This window comes from Bradyrhizobium sp. CCBAU 11430, assembly GCF_028128855.1.
Classification (GTDB): domain Bacteria; phylum Pseudomonadota; class Alphaproteobacteria; order Rhizobiales; family Xanthobacteraceae; genus Bradyrhizobium; species Bradyrhizobium ottawaense.
This window is the reverse complement of record NZ_LBJV01000054.1, coordinates 26,465-42,496: the sequence shown is the minus strand read 5'-3', so window position 1 is coordinate 42,496 and position 16,032 is coordinate 26,465. Positions and strand designations below refer to the sequence as shown.

Annotated in this window: 18 protein-coding genes; 7 read left to right on the top strand and 11 right to left on the bottom strand. The window is 64.1% G+C overall.

Features of this window, described 5'->3' with window-relative positions; genetic code table 11:
- Positions 1-101 precede the first annotated feature (101 nt).
- A complete protein-coding gene (locus XI04_RS15765; protein WP_028143067.1) occupies positions 102-1,181 on the top strand; it encodes an isocitrate/isopropylmalate dehydrogenase family protein in 1,080 nt (359 codons plus the stop codon).
- 66 nt (positions 1,182-1,247) lie between these two features.
- Here the strand turns inward: XI04_RS15765 and XI04_RS15760 are convergent, their stop codons facing one another.
- The 4 genes from XI04_RS15760 to XI04_RS15745 all read right to left on the bottom strand — a co-directional run bounded on the left by XI04_RS15760 (position 1,248) and on the right by XI04_RS15745 (position 4,183).
- Positions 1,248-1,535, bottom strand: coding sequence for a hypothetical protein (locus XI04_RS15760; protein ID WP_028143066.1), 288 nt, complete (start codon positions 1,533-1,535; stop codon positions 1,248-1,250).
- A gap of 103 nt (positions 1,536-1,638) precedes the next feature.
- Positions 1,639-2,460, bottom strand: coding sequence for an enoyl-CoA hydratase (locus XI04_RS15755; RefSeq protein ID WP_028143065.1), 822 nt, complete (start codon positions 2,458-2,460; stop codon positions 1,639-1,641).
- Positions 2,461-2,732: 272 nt separating this feature from the next.
- A complete protein-coding gene (locus tag XI04_RS15750) occupies positions 2,733-3,104 on the bottom strand; it encodes a helix-turn-helix domain-containing protein (RefSeq protein WP_020608151.1) in 372 nt (123 codons plus the stop codon).
- 29 nt (positions 3,105-3,133) lie between these two features.
- Positions 3,134-4,183: a LysR family transcriptional regulator gene (locus tag XI04_RS15745; protein WP_271623723.1), complete on the bottom strand. Its 1,050-nt coding sequence runs from the start codon at positions 4,181-4,183 to the stop codon at positions 3,134-3,136.
- Between the two features lie 482 nt (positions 4,184-4,665).
- Between XI04_RS15745 and XI04_RS15740 the strand changes: the two genes are divergently transcribed.
- Both XI04_RS15740 and XI04_RS15735 read left to right on the top strand, forming a co-directional pair.
- On the top strand, positions 4,666-4,932 hold the full coding sequence (locus XI04_RS15740) for a hypothetical protein (protein WP_028143063.1): 267 nt from the start codon (positions 4,666-4,668) through the stop codon (positions 4,930-4,932).
- 206 nt (positions 4,933-5,138) lie between these two features.
- Positions 5,139-5,870, top strand: coding sequence for a cytochrome c biogenesis CcdA family protein (locus XI04_RS15735; protein ID WP_038947000.1), 732 nt, complete (start codon positions 5,139-5,141; stop codon positions 5,868-5,870).
- Between the two features lie 58 nt (positions 5,871-5,928).
- Here the strand turns inward: XI04_RS15735 and XI04_RS15730 are convergent, their stop codons facing one another.
- From XI04_RS15730 to XI04_RS15700, 7 genes are all read right to left on the bottom strand, one after another.
- Complete coding sequence (locus XI04_RS15730) at positions 5,929-6,984, bottom strand: ABC transporter substrate-binding protein (protein ID WP_271609679.1); 1,056 nt, start codon at positions 6,982-6,984, stop codon at positions 5,929-5,931.
- Positions 6,985-6,988: 4 nt separating this feature from the next.
- Positions 6,989-7,321, bottom strand: a complete 333-nt coding sequence (locus XI04_RS15725; protein WP_028143060.1) for a hypothetical protein — start codon at positions 7,319-7,321, stop codon at positions 6,989-6,991.
- Entirely contained in the window at positions 7,318-8,076 is a 759-nt protein-coding gene (locus XI04_RS15720; RefSeq protein WP_028143059.1) for an ABC transporter ATP-binding protein, read from the bottom strand. The genes XI04_RS15725 and XI04_RS15720 overlap by 4 nt, the downstream gene beginning before the upstream one ends.
- A complete protein-coding gene (locus tag XI04_RS15715; protein WP_095426387.1) occupies positions 8,073-8,879 on the bottom strand; it encodes an ABC transporter permease in 807 nt (268 codons plus the stop codon). The genes XI04_RS15720 and XI04_RS15715 overlap by 4 nt, the downstream gene beginning before the upstream one ends.
- Entirely contained in the window at positions 8,876-9,697 is an 822-nt protein-coding gene (locus XI04_RS15710; protein ID WP_038947001.1) for an ABC transporter permease, read from the bottom strand. The genes XI04_RS15715 and XI04_RS15710 overlap by 4 nt, the downstream gene beginning before the upstream one ends.
- Positions 9,698-9,848: 151 nt before the next feature.
- Positions 9,849-10,664: a FadR/GntR family transcriptional regulator gene (locus XI04_RS15705; protein ID WP_271609678.1), complete on the bottom strand. Its 816-nt coding sequence runs from the start codon at positions 10,662-10,664 to the stop codon at positions 9,849-9,851.
- Positions 10,665-10,832: 168 nt separating this feature from the next.
- A complete protein-coding gene (locus XI04_RS15700; RefSeq protein ID WP_271609707.1) occupies positions 10,833-12,290 on the bottom strand; it encodes a sensor histidine kinase in 1,458 nt (485 codons plus the stop codon).
- Between the two features lie 187 nt (positions 12,291-12,477).
- On the opposite strand from XI04_RS15700, the gene XI04_RS15695 reads away from it, so the two are divergent.
- The 4 genes from XI04_RS15695 (at position 12,478) to XI04_RS15680 (ending at position 16,002) form a co-directional block, all read left to right on the top strand.
- Entirely contained in the window at positions 12,478-12,693 is a 216-nt protein-coding gene (locus tag XI04_RS15695; protein WP_271611055.1) for a hypothetical protein, read from the top strand.
- 394 nt (positions 12,694-13,087) lie between these two features.
- Complete coding sequence (locus tag XI04_RS15690; RefSeq protein ID WP_018322778.1) at positions 13,088-14,086, top strand: TRAP transporter substrate-binding protein; 999 nt, start codon at positions 13,088-13,090, stop codon at positions 14,084-14,086.
- 84 nt (positions 14,087-14,170) lie between these two features.
- The gene (locus tag XI04_RS15685) at positions 14,171-14,686 is read left to right on the top strand and encodes a TRAP transporter small permease (RefSeq protein ID WP_028143054.1); all 516 of its coding nucleotides are present in this window, start codon (positions 14,171-14,173) and stop codon (positions 14,684-14,686) included.
- Positions 14,683-16,002: a TRAP transporter large permease gene (locus XI04_RS15680; protein WP_271609677.1), complete on the top strand. Its 1,320-nt coding sequence runs from the start codon at positions 14,683-14,685 to the stop codon at positions 16,000-16,002. Before XI04_RS15685 ends, XI04_RS15680 begins: the two co-directional genes overlap by 4 nt.
- Positions 16,003-16,032: the final 30 nt, after the last annotated feature.

Genomic DNA, 16,032 nt, shown 5'->3' with positions numbered 1-16,032 from the left:
GAAGCAATCCGGAAATCCCTCCGCGGACACAGTCTGGATTGCTTCGTCGCAAGAGTTCTTCGCAATGACGACTTGGCTAGCTCCTTTCCTTGAGGCCTTAAATGTCCGCAAACAACGCCTTCCACATTGCCGTGCTCGCCGGTGACGGCATCGGTCCCGAAGTCATGGCGCCGGCCGTCGAGGTGCTGCGCAAGATCGAGCAGAAATCGGATTTGCGCTTCCGTTTCACTGAAGCACCCGCCGGCGCCAACAATTATCTTGCCACCGGCAAGTCGATGCCTGACTCGACCATCAAGCTGTGCGAGGAGGCGGACGCAATCCTGCTCGGCGCCTGCGGCCTGCCGTCGGTGCGCTACCCCGACAATACCGAGATCGCGCCGCAGATCGAGCTGCGTTTCATCTTCGATCTCTATGCCGGCGTGCGACCGGCGCGCCTTATTCCGGGCGTGCCGAGCCCGATCGTCGGCGCTGATGAGCGCGGCATCGATCTCGTCGTGATCCGGGAATCGACCGAAGGCCTGTTCGCCTCGATGGGCAAGGGCGTCGTCACCCATGAGGACGCGCGCGAGACCATGGTGATCACACGCAGGACATCCGAGCGCCTGTTCGATTTCTCGTTTCGCCTCGCCGAGCGGCGCAAGGCGCGCGGCAAGCCCGGCGCGCTTGCCTGCGTCGACAAGGCGAACGTGTTCAAGGCGTTCGCGTTCTTTCGCGGCATTTTCGATGAGATCGCCAAGAAGCACCCCGACGTGAAGACCGATCGGCTCTATGTCGATGCCTGCTCGGCCATGCTGGTGAAGCGTCCCTGGGATTTCGACGTGATGGTGATGGAGAACATGTTCGGCGACATCGTCTCCGACATCACTGCGAGCCTGATCGGCGGCCTCGGAATGGCGCCGTCGGCGGACATCGGCGACAAATATGCCGTGTTCCAGCCCTGCCACGGCACCGCGCCCGACATCATGGGGCAGGGCAAGGCCAATCCCACTGGCATGATCCTGTCGGCGGCGATGATGCTGGACTGGCTCGCCGACAAGCACGGCGTCGAGAGCGCGGCGGAGGCCGGCGAGACGATCGAGCGTGCGGTGGATCAGGTCTATGCCGGCGGCATCAAGCCGATGGAATTCGGCGGCAGCAACGGGACTGCCGACATCACCAAAGCGGTGCTGGCGGCGCTCTGAGAAGCAGCCGAGCCGCGGCGCCGGTTCGTCTCAAAAGAAAAAGGGGCCTCGCGGCCCCTTTGTCGTTCACCAGCGGCGCCAATGGTGGTGGCGATGGCCCCAGCCCCACGGGCGCGGGCCGTAGAAGCGTCGCGGGCCGCCGTAATAGCCGTAGGCGCCGTAATAGTTCGGACGCCAGAAGCAGCGGCCCCAGGGGTTGCACACCCAGCGCACCTGATCGACGTCAGCGGCCGGACCGCTTGCAATCTTGTCCGCCTGCGGGATGCCATTCGGCATGGCTGCGAGCGCCTCGCCCGAGGCGAGCGCTACACCGCCGATGGCAGCCAGAGCAAGAACAGCAGATTTCAGTGTCATCGCGATCTCCCTCGTTGTGGCGGGAGAACTTTCGTCAGATCAACTAGTTGCTACCGCGCGGAGCTGCACGAGGAATTTAATCTTCCTGAACGTCGGTTCAGCTTCAACGCCCCTGGAACTGTGGCTTGCGCTTTTCCATGAAGGCTTGCCGGCCCTCGCGAAAGTCTGCGCTGTCCATACAGGCATTGCCGATCGCCTTGATCGCATCCATGTCGCGTTGACTCTCATCCTTCAGCACCTGCGCGATGGTGATCTTGGCGGCCTTGATCGCGAGCGGGGCGTTCTGCGAGATCGTCTCGGCAATCGTCATGGTCTCGCCCCAGAGCTCGTCGACCGGGAACACGCGCTCGATAAGGCCAATGCGCAGCGCTTCGGCGGAATCGATGCGCATGCCCGTGTACATCAGAAGCCGCGCCCAGGACGGGCCGACCAGCGAAACCAGGTGCCGCAGGCCGTCAAAGCCATAGGCGATGCCGAGCTTGGCCGCGGGAATGCCGAACTGGCTGTCGTGCGCGGCGATGCGGATATCGGCGAGCATCGCGACCTGCATGCCGCCGCCGAGGCAAAAGCCGTCGATGCAGGCAATCGTCGGCTTGGGATAGTCTGCGAGCAGTGCGCGCTGGGCGGCGCTGCGCCTGGCATATTCCTCGGACGCTGCCGCGTTGTGGCGGGTCTTCTCGAATTGGCTGATGTCGGCGCCGGAGACGAAGGCCTTACCGCCGGCTCCGCGCAGGACCACGACGCGCACCGTCTCGTCGTCGCGCAGGCTCGTCAAGGCCTCGCCAAATCCCTCCCACATCTCCAGGGACATCGCGTTGCGCTTGTCGGGATTGTTGAAGGTGATCACGCCGACGCCGTCGGTGGTGTGCTGGAGAATCTTGCCGTCCGCGTAGGGTGTACCGGTCGTGCTGAATATGTCGGACATCGCTTGCTCGCTCGTCATGTGCGAGGGGCAATGTGCTGCGCTGGCGCTTCCGGGGTCAACCGCGGCAGGGTGGGCGAGTCTGCATCCGCCTGTTCCGGGATTGCATGGCGCGTCGTCCCGAGTGTCGCGCGCGCAAAGAAAAGGGGCGGTCGTGCCGCCCCGCAAAGGCCGCGCGCAAGCGCGCGAGCCGGAATATGATCGTTCAATCCGGCCGCGTCCCCGCGACGCGGCGGATTGAAGATCGGCCGCAAAGGCCAGACCGTCGACCGGTCTCAGCTCTCGTTCGCCGCGATCGATTCCATCAGCGAGACCAACTGACGCTGCACGGTCTGGTCCTTGATCTTGCTGTAGGCGCGCAGCAGGCGGAGGCTGAAGGCCGAATCGAGGAACAGCAGGCTCTCGACTTCGCGCGCCTTGTTGTCACCGTCGTAGAAGAAGGTCACGGGCACGTCGAGGGCGGAAGCGATCTGCTGCAGACGAGCCGCGCCGACGCGATTGACGCCCTTCTCGTATTTCTGGACCTGCTGGAAGCTGACGCCAAGCTTCTCGCCGAGCTCGGCCTGCGAGATCTTCATCTCGACGCGCCGCAGACGAATCCGCTTGCCAAGCTCGATGTCCGGCTTGCCAGCACTGCGCTGCTTCATTCTTTTCGCCGCTGCTTTCATCTTCGTTTTCACCTTTGTTCTTCGGTTGAAAATCCCCCGAAGAGCTGGGTCAGGGGTTCGCCCATATACGAGTCATTGAATTCATGCGGATGCACGAACTCTTCCTTAAACCACGGGAAGCGAGCCGGACTGAAAGCTTCGATCAGCCAATCAATCATGTGCCGCACGCGCGGAATTCGGCCGCTACCGGGATGGTAGGACAACCAGATATCCAGCGGTCGGTTCAACTCGACCTCCAGTGGAATCAACCTCCCGCCAAGCGCAATGGCGTAGCTCGGGAAGACGCCGATGCCGGCGCCATTCGCGACCGCCCAGTAGTTGGCGCTTGAGACGTTGGTCTTCATGACCAGAAGGTCACGTTCCGATACGCCCGGGAAGAAGCTCTCGAAGGATTCCTTGGCGGCAAGCTGGTCGGCGAATTGCAGCACCAGGCGATGCTTGATCAATTCCGCCGCCGAGCGCGGCGCGCCATGCTTCTCGATGTATTTCTCGGAGGCCCAGAACATCAGATGCATGCGACCGAGCCGCACTAGCTTGATGTCGAGCGCCGAGGGACGCGACAGATGGATGGCGACGTCGGCTTCGTGGCGCGAGACGTCGGCCGAGCGCATCGCGCAATGCAGGTCGACCAGGATCTTCGGATAGGCCTGCTGGAATTCAACCAGGCGCGGGGCGAGCCAGAACGTGCCGAGCCCCTCAGTAACGGCGACTCGCACCTCGCCGGACAGGGCGTTGGCCATCGAATCGCTGGCGCGCAGTACGTCGAAGGTGGCGGCCTCCATGCGCTCGACGGCGGAGACCACCAGCGCGCCCTCATCGGTGAGATGGGTGCCATGGACGTCGCGGGTGAAGAGTGTGGTGCCGGTCTGGCGTTCGAAATCGTCGATTCGCCGGCGCACGGCGTTGATCGACAGCGACAGGCGCTCGGCCGCCGATCGGAAACTCCCGCATCGGACGACTTCAAGGAATATGCGGGCGGCATCCCAATCAGAGAGGCCGCTGAGATTTGTCTTTGGGCGTTCCGCCACAGGAACGCCCCTTTCCGCCAAGGAGTGCATACAAGTCCCTTCGGTTAGCTAAACTGGCAGAATCTGGCGCAAACCACAACCACTGCGGGTTGGGGGATGATGAGTTTTGAACGTCATCCTTACTACCTCGTGGGTGGTATCTGAATGCTGCCAAGGGTTGGGAATCGGGCAGGCCATTGCCCGGATGAGGGGTGTGGCGTGAGTGCCGTTGCGAGCCGTGAAATGGCTGCGGGATTGCAGGCGCTGTCGGCAATGAGTGTGCTTGCGCGAAAGCCGGCGCCATCTCTCTCAATGGATCAATCACAGGGCGCGGGGCGTTTGCTCTCGGACCGTTTCGACCATGGCCAACGGAGCAGCGCGGCGATGTTAGCCGGAACCGCAGTTCCGCGGCAGAAACCCACTGAAATCAGGTTCAGAGGCGCTGTGGCCTCGTGCTATCCTCCGTATTCCATGGGGGCCGAAGGGGTCGTCACCAACACGTCTCGCAGGCCGAATTAACGGAAAGAACGCCGGTGTCGCATTCAGACGAACAGTTGCAGTCGGTGCTGGAAACGCTCGAGGGGTGCCGCAGGGTTCTCAACGCGTGCGACAGCCGTGAGTCGGCCGAGCTGCTGTCCATTGTCATCCTCGACGTCAGGATGAAACTCAAAGGAATTGACAGTGCCGATCTCAAGGCACTGTGCGACGAAATGCTGCGGAGCGCTGCGAGCGAGCCGCCGTCCCCTTCCAAGCAGACGCAGGACCAGCCCCGGCGTCCGCTGCTCCGCGTGGTGAAGTAGCCGCGCCGCCGAATCTCGCTTTTTGGCGAGGTTTGTGCGCGTCCCGATGCCGCACCTGTGATCGCAGGCGGCATCGGGAGGAGCCCTGGTTTGATGCGCCTCTGTTGCGCATTCTCCGGCATCGGTTACACCAGAGCCGGTTCGGCTCCGGGCCGCGCGCATTCCCGGCGCGCCGCACCGGGGCCTGAGATGGCTCAGACGGCATCATGCAAAATGTTTCGATCCCGGCGGCGCTGATTGCAGGCCTCGTCAGCTTCCTTTCGCCTTGCGTCCTGCCCCTGGTCCCGCCCTATCTGATCTATCTTACGGGCGCCACGATCGAGCATGTCGAGAGCGACGAGCCGGGCTCGGCCTCCAAGCGCGCGATCATGATGTCGGCGCTCCTGTTCGTGCTCGGCTTCTCCACGGTGTTCGTCGCGCTCGGCGCCAGCGCCTCGCTGGTCGGTGGGCTGATCCGCGCCTGGTCGGCGGAGTTGTCGATCCTCGCCGGCATCGTCATCATCATCATGGGCCTGCACTTTCTCGGATTGACGCGCATCGGCCTGTTGATGCGCGAGGGACGGCTGCCGATCCCCAAACCGGTCGGCCTCTGGGGCGCCTACATCATGGGGCTCGCCTTCGCCTTCGGCTGGACGCCCTGTATCGGCCCGATCCTCGCCGCGATCCTTTCGATCGCGGCCGCTGAGGCTACGGTGACGAAGGGCGCGGGGCTGCTCGCGGTCTATTCGGCCGGTCTCGGCATTCCCTTCCTGATCGCCGCGCTGATGATCGAGCAGTTCTCGGCACTGTTCGCGCGGATGAAGGGACATCTCGTCAATGTCGAGCGCGCCATGGGCGTCCTGATGGTGATCACCGGCATCGGCTTTCTCACCGGCGCGGTCTCGAATGTGAGCATCTGGCTGCTGGAGACGTTCCCGGCGCTGCAGACCATCGGGTAGGGCTTGATCCGGAAAATGCCGGCGCGCTGATCGCGCCGGCGTCCCCGTGTGCAGTTGCTCAGGGTTTGAACACGTAGCCCGGCGAGATCGCCGCCGTCTCCGGGATCGGCGGCAGGTCGGTGAACAGTTCGGGACGATCCTTCATGACCTTGAGAATGTGCTTCGGCTCGATATGCGCATTGACGTCAAAGGTCGATTTGAGGATGCCGAGGCGGGAGAGCCGATCCTCGGCGCTCCACAGCGCACGGTAATTGTTCGCCGACAGCCGACGGTCCGCCTGCTGGATGTTAAACTGCATCGCAGCCTCGGCGACGTCCTGCTTGAGGCCGGGAATCCAGCGTGTGGCGACTTGCGCCGCCTGCTTCGGATTCTTGCGCATCCATTGATCGGCCTCGGAGACGGCAGCGAGGAATTTCTCGATGGTCTCGCCGTTGGCCTGCACCCAGGGACGAAGCGCGACGTTGAAGCCGATATAGGAGATCACGTCGCCGCCTCTGATGATCTCGACCGCGCCGGGCACATCCTTGCCTGCAACGATCGGCCAGGGATCCCAGCCCGAGAACGCGTCGATACCCTTGGCGAGCAGGGCGACGGTCATGTCCGGCGGCGGCGTGTTGACCAGCGTCACGTCATCGGGCTTCAGCCCGGCCTTCTGCAGCGTCGCCAGGATGTAGAGATGATTGATCGTGCCGAAGGAGGCCGCGATCTTCTTGCCCTTGAGCGTCGACAGGTCACCCTTGACGATGCCTGAACCTTCACGCGCGATGATCGCCATGGTGGCATCGGAGCCGGCCTTGGTGGCGTTGCCGCTGTAATTGCCGAGTGCGACAAGATCCATGCCGCGCAGCACGGCGCCGATCATGGGCACGCCGACCTGCACGATCTCGCTCTCGCCGGCTTGCAGTGCGTTCAGCGCGTCGACGCCGGTCGCGTAGGGGCGTGCGATCGTGACATCGAGCCCGTACTTCTCGAAGAAGCCGCGCTCGAGTGCGATCGGCAGGCCGATCTGGTCGATGCCGGTGACCATGCCGGCCTTCAGTTTCGTCGGGGTCTGGGCGCTCGCCGGCACCATGCCGGCCAAGAGCGCGATTCCGAGCAGCAAGAGTCGTTTCATATTCTCAGCCTCCCTCTTTTATCGGCCCCACCGCCGTCACCCAATAGGGGCGGGCGACGGCGTTGAGGTCCGTTCGTTTGACGCCGCGTAGCTCGATCGAATGCTCATCCGTTCCCGAGACGCGTCCATATTGCTGGAATGCGAGCACGTGGAAGCGCTCCGGCGTGAACGGCAGCTCGATCTGCACGTTCACTTTTTCCGATGTGCCCGTGAGCTCCGGCGAGATCTTTCCCGGCGCGGCAACCGTCAACCAGAGTTGAAACAGCGCCCATGCGGCAATGGCGCCGAGCACGATGCGGCCCTTGGGCGAGCGCAGGACGTCGGAGGCGATGCTCATGCCGCGCGCACCATCTGGAGCACCCGCGCCGAGAGCTGCTTGAAGTGGTCGTCCTTGACGAGGTCGTCCCAGACGCGAGGCCGCGGCAGGTCCACCGCGATCTCGTCGAGCACGCGTCCCTTCGACAGCACGACCACGCGGTTGGCGAGAAACACCGCTTCGGGCACGTCATGGGTGATGAAGATCACCGTCGGCTTGCGCTCCTGCCAGATCCGGGTCAGCTCCTCCTGGAGCGTCATGCGCGTCTGCGCGTCGACGCTGGCGAACGGCTCGTCCATCAGCAGGACGTCGGGATTGTTGGCGAGTGCGCGCACCACGCCGACGCGCTGCTGCATGCCGCCGGAGAGCTCGTTTGGATAGCGGTGCGCCGCGTGCGACAGCCCCGCGAGCGCGAGATATTCGCGCGCGATGCGGTCGCGCTCGGCCTTCGGCACGCCGCGCATCTTCGGGCCGAAGCCGACATTGTCGAGCACCGTCTTCCAGGGAAACAGCGCGAACGATTGGAACACGACGCCACGCTCGGGGCCGGGTCCGTGCACCGGCTTTCCGTCGAGCAGGATGTCCCCCTTCGAATAGGGGATGAAGCCGGCGATCATGTTGAGGATTGTCGTCTTGCCGCAGCCGGACGGGCCGACCACGGAGATGAACTCGCCGGGCTCGACGTCCAGCGAGACGTCGTGAACGGCGGTGACATGCGCGCCTGCGTAAGGATCGAAATAGGTCTTGCCGAGATTGCGCAGCGAAAGCGTCTTCATGATGTCACCAATCCCCAGCGTTGGCCGGTCACGCGCTCGAGCGGCGCGAGGACCCAGGCGTCCACGATGTACCAGAGCAATCCGAGAATGATCATGCCGAGCAGAATCTCCACGGTAGAGCCGGCGCGGCGGGCATCGAACATCATGAAGCCGATGCCCGATGTGCCGACGATCATCTCGACCGCGATCAGCGCGCGCCAGCCATAACCGAGGCCGTTGCGCAGGCCCGTGATGATGTTGGGCAGCGCTCCCGGCAGCGTCACCTCCCAGAGCACCCGCGCGCGCGAGGCACCGAGGCTGAGGGCGGCGCGCGCGAGGTCGCGCGGCACGGATTCAACCCCGAGCACGGTGTTGAGCACGACCGGGAACAGCACGGTGTAGACGATGACGAAAGTCATCGTCGTCAGTCCGAAGCCGAACCAGATCAAGAGGATCGGCAGCCAGGCAATGTCGCCGATGGCCTGGAAGAACAGCAGCACCGGCCAGCAGATCCGGTGTGCCCAGCGGCTCGTGCCGATCAGGATGCCCAAGGGAATGCCGAGCGCCATGCCGACGGCGGCGCCGGTTGCGAGCCGGATCAGGCTGTCCTGAAGATAGTCGGGCAGGATCCCCTTGTAGGTGAGCGTGAAGAACGCGCGCAGCACATCGGCGGGGCCGGGGAAGAACGCTCGCGGAAACACCCCGGCCTCGCTGACCGCCGTCCACAGCGCGAGCACCGGGATGAAGGGAATGATGGCCGCGATCCCCGGCCAGCGCCGGGTCAGGCGGGTATAGCCGCCCCAGATTTGCAGCAGCAGGTTCATGCGCGCCTCACCAAGCCCCAGCGTTCGATGGTCGCGCGTTCCAGCGGGACCAGCAGCAGACGGTCGATCAATAGCCAGAGCACGCCGATCACGATCATGCCGAACACGATCACTTCGGTGCGGTAGAAATCGCGTGCGACGAACAGCATGTAGCCGAGCCCGACATTGGTCGCGATCATCTCGGCGGCGATCAGCCCGCGCCAGGCAAAGCCCAGGCCGGTGCGAATGCCAGTGACGATGTTGGGCAGCGCGCCCGGCAGCAATACTTCGGTCAGCAGCGCCCAGCGGCCGGCGCCGAGCGAGGCGGCAGCATTGCGCAGCGTGTGCGGAATGGTCCTGACGCCGAGCAGGGTGTTGTAGGCGACGACGAAGAACACGGCGTTGAAGATCACGAAGACGATCGCGCCGAAGCCGTAGCCGAACCATAAGGTCGCGATCGGGATCCAGGCGATGCCGGCGAGCACCGAGAAGAAGCGGAACAGCGGCGTGAGAAAGGCCGCCACCGTCGGGCTCACGCCCATGGCGATACCGAGCGGCACGGCGGTGGCGATGCCGATCAGCGTGCCGAGGCCGACGCGCAAAAGGCTGGCGCCGACATGGGCGAACAGCGTGCCGTCGCGGATCGACTCCATGGCGGCCGCGCCGACCGCACCGACCGATGGAAACACGCGCGGATTGACGTTGAACAGCGGGACGACGATCGCCCAGATCGCCACCAGCGCAAGCAGCGGCGCGACGAACATCGCAGCGCCCGCCAGCGAATTGACGCTGCGGATCAATCGCGACGATCGACCTTTCAGACTGCCCGTCACCTGCATTTGACCTCCCTGACGCTCAGCTATGCCTGTGCCGGCATTTCACGCTGATCATTCCTGACATCGTCACCGTGTCTCGCGCGATCGCGGCTGCCCGTCGGTTGCCACGACCGCGATCCCGGGCGGAGCGTGGATGTGGGGCCAGCCCTTCCTGTCACGGTCCACGACGTTTCCTCCTGCTCTTGACGCTCGACGTCCTGGCCGCGCGCACGGCCGACCCGGTGCGAGTTGCCGCGGCGATGACCGTCTTCCGGTTCGAGAGCTTCAATCGGGTATAGCCGAGCAGGCGTTCCATCGCGGCGCGCGCCTTCTCGGGGTTGGCGCTCTCGATAGCCCGCGCTGCCGCCACGTGGTTCGGCAAATTATCCTTGAACCAGCCCCCGGGGCTTCCGACGGCGACGGTGAAGACGGTGCTCAGGATGGTGTCGATCGCGCTGCGAAAGCCCTGCAACACCGGGTTATGGGTCGCATCCAGGATGGCAAGATGAAAGGCCTTGTCGGCGGCGAGGGCGCTGGCCTGGTCCTTTGCGGTCTGCATCGCGGCCAAGGCCGTATCGATCCGCCAGCGATCGTTCCTGGTCGCGCGTTCGGCCGCAAGCGCTGCGGCTGCAGGCTCGATGATCGAGCGCACCTCCTGGATTGCCAGCAGGAGGTCGCGATCCGGTTCGTCCTGGCCGACGAGCCAGCTCAGCACGTCGCGATCGAGCAGGCTCCATTCGTGGCGCGGCAGCACTTGCGTGCCGTGGCGCGGTCGCACGCTGACGAGGCCCTTCGCGGCGAGCGTCTTGATCGCCTCGCGCACCACGCCGCGCCCGACGCCGAAACGGGCTTCGAGTTCCGGCTCCGGCGGCAGGGTGGTACCGACGGGAATGAGACCCTGGGCGATCTCGCGGCCGAGCGTCGTCAGCACGGCGCGGATGCGGCCGGGCTTGATCAGTTTGTCGGCTGGGCTCGGCCGCGCTCTTGCCACCGGTTTGTTTCTCCCCGCCGGCCTGTCGCGGCCGGTTCATTTGTATTGGCCGCCCGCCGGCAGCTTCACAATCATCCGATGTTTAACATCGGATGATTGCCTGGGGCGAGCGCAATTGTCGCAGGAAAGGCTGTATTGCGCTGCGATATGGCGCCAGGCCCGGAGCGGCTACCGCGCCTCGTCCAGCGTACAGACCACCGTGCAGACCACGCCGCGCGGCAGGAAGTCGACGGTGGCCTCGCCGCCGAGCTGGTCGCGTGCGCTGCGCTCGATCAGGCGCGAGCCGAAGCCGCGCTGTACCGGCGCGGTCACCGGCGGTCCGCCGATCTCGGTCCAGATCAGGCGCAGCCGCGGTTTCGGAGCATCGGCGATGATCTCCCAGTCCAGCGTCACCCGGCCGGTCTCGTTGGACAGCGCGCCATATTTCGCGGCGTTGGTGGCGATCTCGTGCACGATCATCGACAGCACCACGGCGAGCCGCGGCGACAGCGGCACCGCGGGTCCGGCCATGCGGATGCGGTCAGGACTGTTCATCAGGAACGGCTGAAGCGCACGGGCGATCACCTCCCGCAGCTCGGAGCCCGCCCATTTCTCCTGGCTCAGCAGATTATGCGCTTCGGCCAGTGCGCCGAGCCGTCCCTCGAATTTCGTCCGCTCGTCCCGGCTGGCGCTGCGGAAGGTCTGCACCGCGATCGCCTGCATCAAGGCCAGCGTGTTCTTGACGCGATGGTTGAGCTCGTCGATCAGGAGATTGTGCAGCATCTCGCCGCGCGCGATCGTGGTTGCCATCCTGACCGCGAAGGTCAGGCCGGTCAGCAGCAGGATGCCGCCGATCAGGCTGGTGATCGCGATGTTGCGCCAGAGCGGCGCGATCAGGGAGCTTTCGTCGACGCCGGCGGCGATCGTCCAGCCCGTCAGCCGCGATCGTGTGTAGGCCGCGGCCAGAGCGATGCCGTCGAGCGACACCGTCGGGAGCGATGCCTCGCTGCGGCGGAACATCTCGGCATAGAGCGAGGGCGAGGCGCGTTTGCCGAAGGTCTCGCTGGGGTTCGGCGCGCGTGCAAACACGATGCCCTTGGTGTCGAGCAGAGTCACCGTCCAGAGCCGGTCGGGCCGCTGCTTCTCCACCAGTTCCTGAAAGATGCTGATCGGTGGGCTGAAGCAGAGGTCGTAGATCACCTCGCCGTCGCGGAACACCGGAACCTCGACGGTGAGCACCTGCCGCCCGTTGATCGCGCCGGTGAACAGGTCGGAATATTGCGGCGACCTGGTCGCAAAGACCTTTTCGATGATCTCGAGATGGCCGCGTGGCGGCAGGCTTGCGGTGTCTTCCGTTGCGGAGGAAAACAGCAGCCGGCCCTTGCGATCGGAGATCAGCACCAGCCCGCCCTTGCCATATTGGTCGAGAAAGCCGAGCGCGATGCGGCGGAAGTTCTGGAAGTCGTCGTTACGAAGCGAATTCGTCAGTGCAAGCACTTGCAAGCCGCCGGTCATCCGCTGCACCTCGGAGTCGAGCACGAGGCGCATGCTGCGCACGTTCTCCAGCACTCGGCGGGTCGCGTCGCTTCGATCCTGCTTGTAATTGTAGAACACAATGCCAACCGCAAAGACGATCAGCGGCAACATCGTTCCCGTCACCAGAAGAGCGAGCCGGACCGGCAGGGTGAGCTTTGACAAACGCGGGCGTCCCGGTTCCGGCGCAGCGGCGCCGGATTATGATTTTGGGCAGACCATACGTGCGGGACTTGCGCGGCGCCATGTTTTTCGCAGATGGCGAGCAGTTCGGAAACGAGATGTTGCAGCGCAGTCCGGGATGTCCGCGCCTGCAGCGTTGATGCTTACTGCATTGTCCCTGCCCGCGTTCGCAGCCGACGAGTTCTACGTCGCGCAGGACGTCAAGACGAAGAAGTGCACCGTCGTCGACAAGAAGCCGACGGACACGACGATGACCGTCGTCAGCCCGTCGGGCACGATCTACAAATCGCGGACCGGCGGCATGAAGACCGTGAAGGTCTGCACGTCAAACTGAGGTGCAAACTGAGGAGGATGACAAATGCCGGTATTGATCTTGTGGGCCGTGCCGGCCGTGCTGGTGATCGGCGGCGGCATCTATCTGATCGGGCATATGCACTAGGCCAGCAGTAACGGGCGAGCGGGTCCGTGCGTGCAGCGCACAGGTCCGCTCGTGGTCCGCCTCCTACGAGAGTGCGACTGCGCCCATACGGACTGGCCGCGCCGGCAGGAGCGCGAGTTGCAGTGCAGCAGGTGCGCCGGGCGTAACCCTGCGACGAAGAGTACCTCCAGCGCACGCGAAATGACTTCCGTCCGGCCGACGTTTTTCATACGCTTCCATTTCGCAAGCCGCATACCGGCTGCGCTCACGGCCCGGCTACAGGGCCGGAGCATCAAAGGGAGGGGAGACGATGAAGCGAAGGTCATTTCTCGCTGGTATCGGTGCGACCACTGCGGCGGCCACGATTGGGATGCCGTCGATCCTCAGGGCGCAAGCGCCGATCTCGCTGAACGGCGCGGTCCAGTTCAACGACGACCACGCCTTCAACCGGGCACTGCTCCGGTTCGAGGAGCTGGTGAAGAAGTACTACGGCAAGCCTGTCAACTTCACCCTGCACAGGAACTCCTCGCTCGGCCTCGAGAAGCAGTATTTCGAGTACATGTCACAGGGCAAGGCGGTCGATTACGGCATCGTCTCGCCGGCTCACATGTCGACCTTCGCCAAGGCCGCTCCCTTCATCGACGCGCCCTTCGTGTTCAAGGGCATCGAGCACATGAACAAGGTCGTCGAAGCCAATATCCTGGCGCCGATCGCCGACGAGGTCGCGGCGAAGGCCGAGGTCGTCCTGATCGGCTATTCCGGCGGCGGCATCCGCAACATCTTCGCCAACAAGCCACTCAAGAATCTCGCCGATCTCAAGGGACTCAAGGTTCGCGTGCAGGGCGCGCCGATCTGGTCGAAGACCTTTGCGGCGGTCGGCATGAGCCCGACGGTGATCGCCTATAACGAGATCTACAACGCGATCCAGAACGGTGTGATATCGGCCGGCGAAAACGAGGCGGCCGGCGTCGAGGCGATGAAGTTCTACGAAGTCGCTCCGCATCTCAACCTGACCCAGCACGCCGTGTCGATCCGGCCGATCTGCTTCTCGGTGAAGACGCTGAAGACCCTGCCGAAGGAGCTGCAGGACGCGATCATGAAGGCCGGCAAGGAGGCCGGCGACTACGGCCGTCAGCTCGAGTCGAGCGAAGAGGTCGTCAAGCTCGACACGCTCGAGAAGGCCGGCAAGCTCAAGCGCGTTCCCTTCGAGGAGCGGGACGCCATGAAGAAGCTTGCCGACCCCGTGATGGCCACCTACGCCAAGGAAATCGGTGCGGAGGGCATTTTCGAGAAGATCAACGTCGTCTGAGGTCTTTGCGTCCGCCGACAGCACGTCCGGGCAAGCCCCGCTTCTTGCCCGGAGCTGGCGGATGAGCTGCTGCACGGAGCCCCAATGTCTGAAATGCCCGTCCCGTCCACACCGTCGCTGTGGCGCCGCGTATCGGCGGCCTATGCGAAGCTGCTGGAATTCCTGCTGGCCACCTGCGTCGGCGTCCTGGTTGTTCCGGTCACGCTGCAAATCATCTCACGCTACACGCCCTTCATTCCGTCCTACATCTGGACGGAGGAGATGGCGCGCTTCCTGTTCGTCTGGACGATCATGATCGGCGCCATGGTCGGCGTGCGCGAAGCGCAGCATTTCGAGGTCGATGTGTGGCCTGACCTGTCGCGGCGGTCGGAGGCCGCGGTGCGAATCCTCGCGCGGCTCGGCATACTGGCGCTGGCGCTGGTGTTCGTATCGGCCGGCCTCGAGTTCACCCGCTTTGCCTGGAACAGGACTTCAGAGCTGGCCGATCTGCCGCTTTGGCTGATTCACGTCGCCTGGCCTGTGACCGGCGTGACGTGGATCGTCTTTGCGGGTGAACAGATCATCGATGAAATGCGCATTCTGGTTGGGGCAGGGCGATGAGCGGCAATATACTCTCCGCCGGACAGGCCGCGATGGTGCTGTTCGGGGTTTTCATCGGCCTGCTCATCGTGCGCGTGCCGGTCGCATTCGCGCTCGGCCTTGCCTGCGTGCCGATTCTGCTGATCGAGCCTCATCTCTCGATGATGATGCTCGCGCAGGAAACCTTCAACGCCTACAATTCATTCATCCTGCTCGCGGTGCCGTTCTTCCTGCTGACGGCCAACCTGATGAGCATCGGCGGCATCACCGATCGCCTGGTGGCGCTGTCGCGCTCGATGGTCGGGCACTGGCCCGGATCGCTGGCGCAGATCAATGTCGTGCTGTCGGTATTCTTTGCCGGCATCTCGGGCTCCTCCACCGCTGATGCAGCGAGCCAGTCAAAGATCTTCATCGATGCACAGACCAAGGAGGGCTACGATCTCTCGTTCTCGATTGCCATCACCGCGGTGTCGGCGGTCCTGGCGGTCATCATCCCGCCGTCGATCCTCATGATCGTGTGGGGCGGGCTGATCTCGACCTCGATTGCGGCGATGTATCTGGCCGGCATCGTGCCGGGTTTGCTGATCGCGGGCGCGCAGATGGCGACGGTGCACGTCTATGCAGTGCGCCGCGGCTACCCGACCTATCCGAAGGCAAGCTGGGTCGAGATGCGATGCGCCATTTGGAAGTCAATTCCGGCGCTGATGACGCCCTTCATCATCGTTGGGGGCATTCTGCTCGGCTGGTTCACCGCAACCGAGTCCGCCTGCGTCGCGGTGCTATATTCCGTCGCGCTGTCGGCGTTCTTCTATCGGGAGACAGGCATACGGGAATTGTACAAGGCCCTGCTCGACACCGGGCGCCTTGCCGGCGTGGCGCTGTTCTGCGTCGGCACCGCAAGTGCGTTCGGCTGGCTGCTCGCCTACTACAAGATCCCTCAGGAGCTGCTGGCCAACGTCTCGACATGGGGCATGGGCACTGTCTCAGCCGGCTTCTTCATCGCCTTCTGCTTTCTGGTGGTGGGCTGCTTCCTCGACGCCATCCCGGCGATCGTCATCGTCGGCACCGTGCTGGAACCACTGGCCAGGTCCGTCGATCTCCATCCGGTCCAGTTCGCGATCATTTCCATCGTGTCGCTGGCGTTCGGACTGGTGACGCCGCCCTACGGCCTGTGTCTGATGATCGCCTGTTCGATCGCCGGCGTGCGGCTGCGCTATGCTCTGAAGGACACGGTGATCATGCTGATCCCGATGCTGCTCGTGCTCGCGGCCGTCATCGTCTGGCCAAGCGTGTCGCTGTTCCTGCCGCGCCTGATCGTGCCGGAGATGCTCAAATGAGCGTCTGATGGCGCGATCCCGCGGCGGTGG

Coding starts and splice junctions, on each gene's coding strand:
- XI04_RS15760 (WP_028143066.1), bottom strand. CDS start 1,535: ATGACACTGAAATCTGCTGTTCTTGCTCTGGCTGCCATCGGCGGTGTA.
- XI04_RS15755 (WP_028143065.1), bottom strand. CDS start 2,460: ATGTCCGACATATTCAGCACGACCGGTACACCCTACGCGGACGGCAAG.
- XI04_RS15715 (WP_095426387.1), bottom strand. CDS start 8,879: ATGAACCTGCTGCTGCAAATCTGGGGCGGCTATACCCGCCTGACCCGG.
- XI04_RS15720 (WP_028143059.1), bottom strand. CDS start 8,076: ATGAAGACGCTTTCGCTGCGCAATCTCGGCAAGACCTATTTCGATCCT.
- XI04_RS15745 (WP_271623723.1), bottom strand. CDS start 4,183: ATGCACTCCTTGGCGGAAAGGGGCGTTCCTGTGGCGGAACGCCCAAAG.
- XI04_RS15765 (WP_028143067.1), top strand. CDS start 102: ATGTCCGCAAACAACGCCTTCCACATTGCCGTGCTCGCCGGTGACGGC.
- XI04_RS15750 (WP_020608151.1), bottom strand. CDS start 3,104: ATGAAGCAGCGCAGTGCTGGCAAGCCGGACATCGAGCTTGGCAAGCGG.
- XI04_RS15695 (WP_271611055.1), top strand. CDS start 12,478: ATGTCCGCGCCTGCAGCGTTGATGCTTACTGCATTGTCCCTGCCCGCG.
- XI04_RS15735 (WP_038947000.1), top strand. CDS start 5,139: ATGCAAAATGTTTCGATCCCGGCGGCGCTGATTGCAGGCCTCGTCAGC.
- XI04_RS15680 (WP_271609677.1), top strand. CDS start 14,683: ATGAGCGGCAATATACTCTCCGCCGGACAGGCCGCGATGGTGCTGTTC.
- XI04_RS15710 (WP_038947001.1), bottom strand. CDS start 9,697: ATGCAGGTGACGGGCAGTCTGAAAGGTCGATCGTCGCGATTGATCCGC.
- XI04_RS15685 (WP_028143054.1), top strand. CDS start 14,171: ATGTCTGAAATGCCCGTCCCGTCCACACCGTCGCTGTGGCGCCGCGTA.
- XI04_RS15730 (WP_271609679.1), bottom strand. CDS start 6,984: ATGAAACGACTCTTGCTGCTCGGAATCGCGCTCTTGGCCGGCATGGTG.
- XI04_RS15725 (WP_028143060.1), bottom strand. CDS start 7,321: ATGAGCATCGCCTCCGACGTCCTGCGCTCGCCCAAGGGCCGCATCGTG.
- XI04_RS15690 (WP_018322778.1), top strand. CDS start 13,088: ATGAAGCGAAGGTCATTTCTCGCTGGTATCGGTGCGACCACTGCGGCG.
- XI04_RS15700 (WP_271609707.1), bottom strand. CDS start 12,290: ATGTTGCCGCTGATCGTCTTTGCGGTTGGCATTGTGTTCTACAATTAC.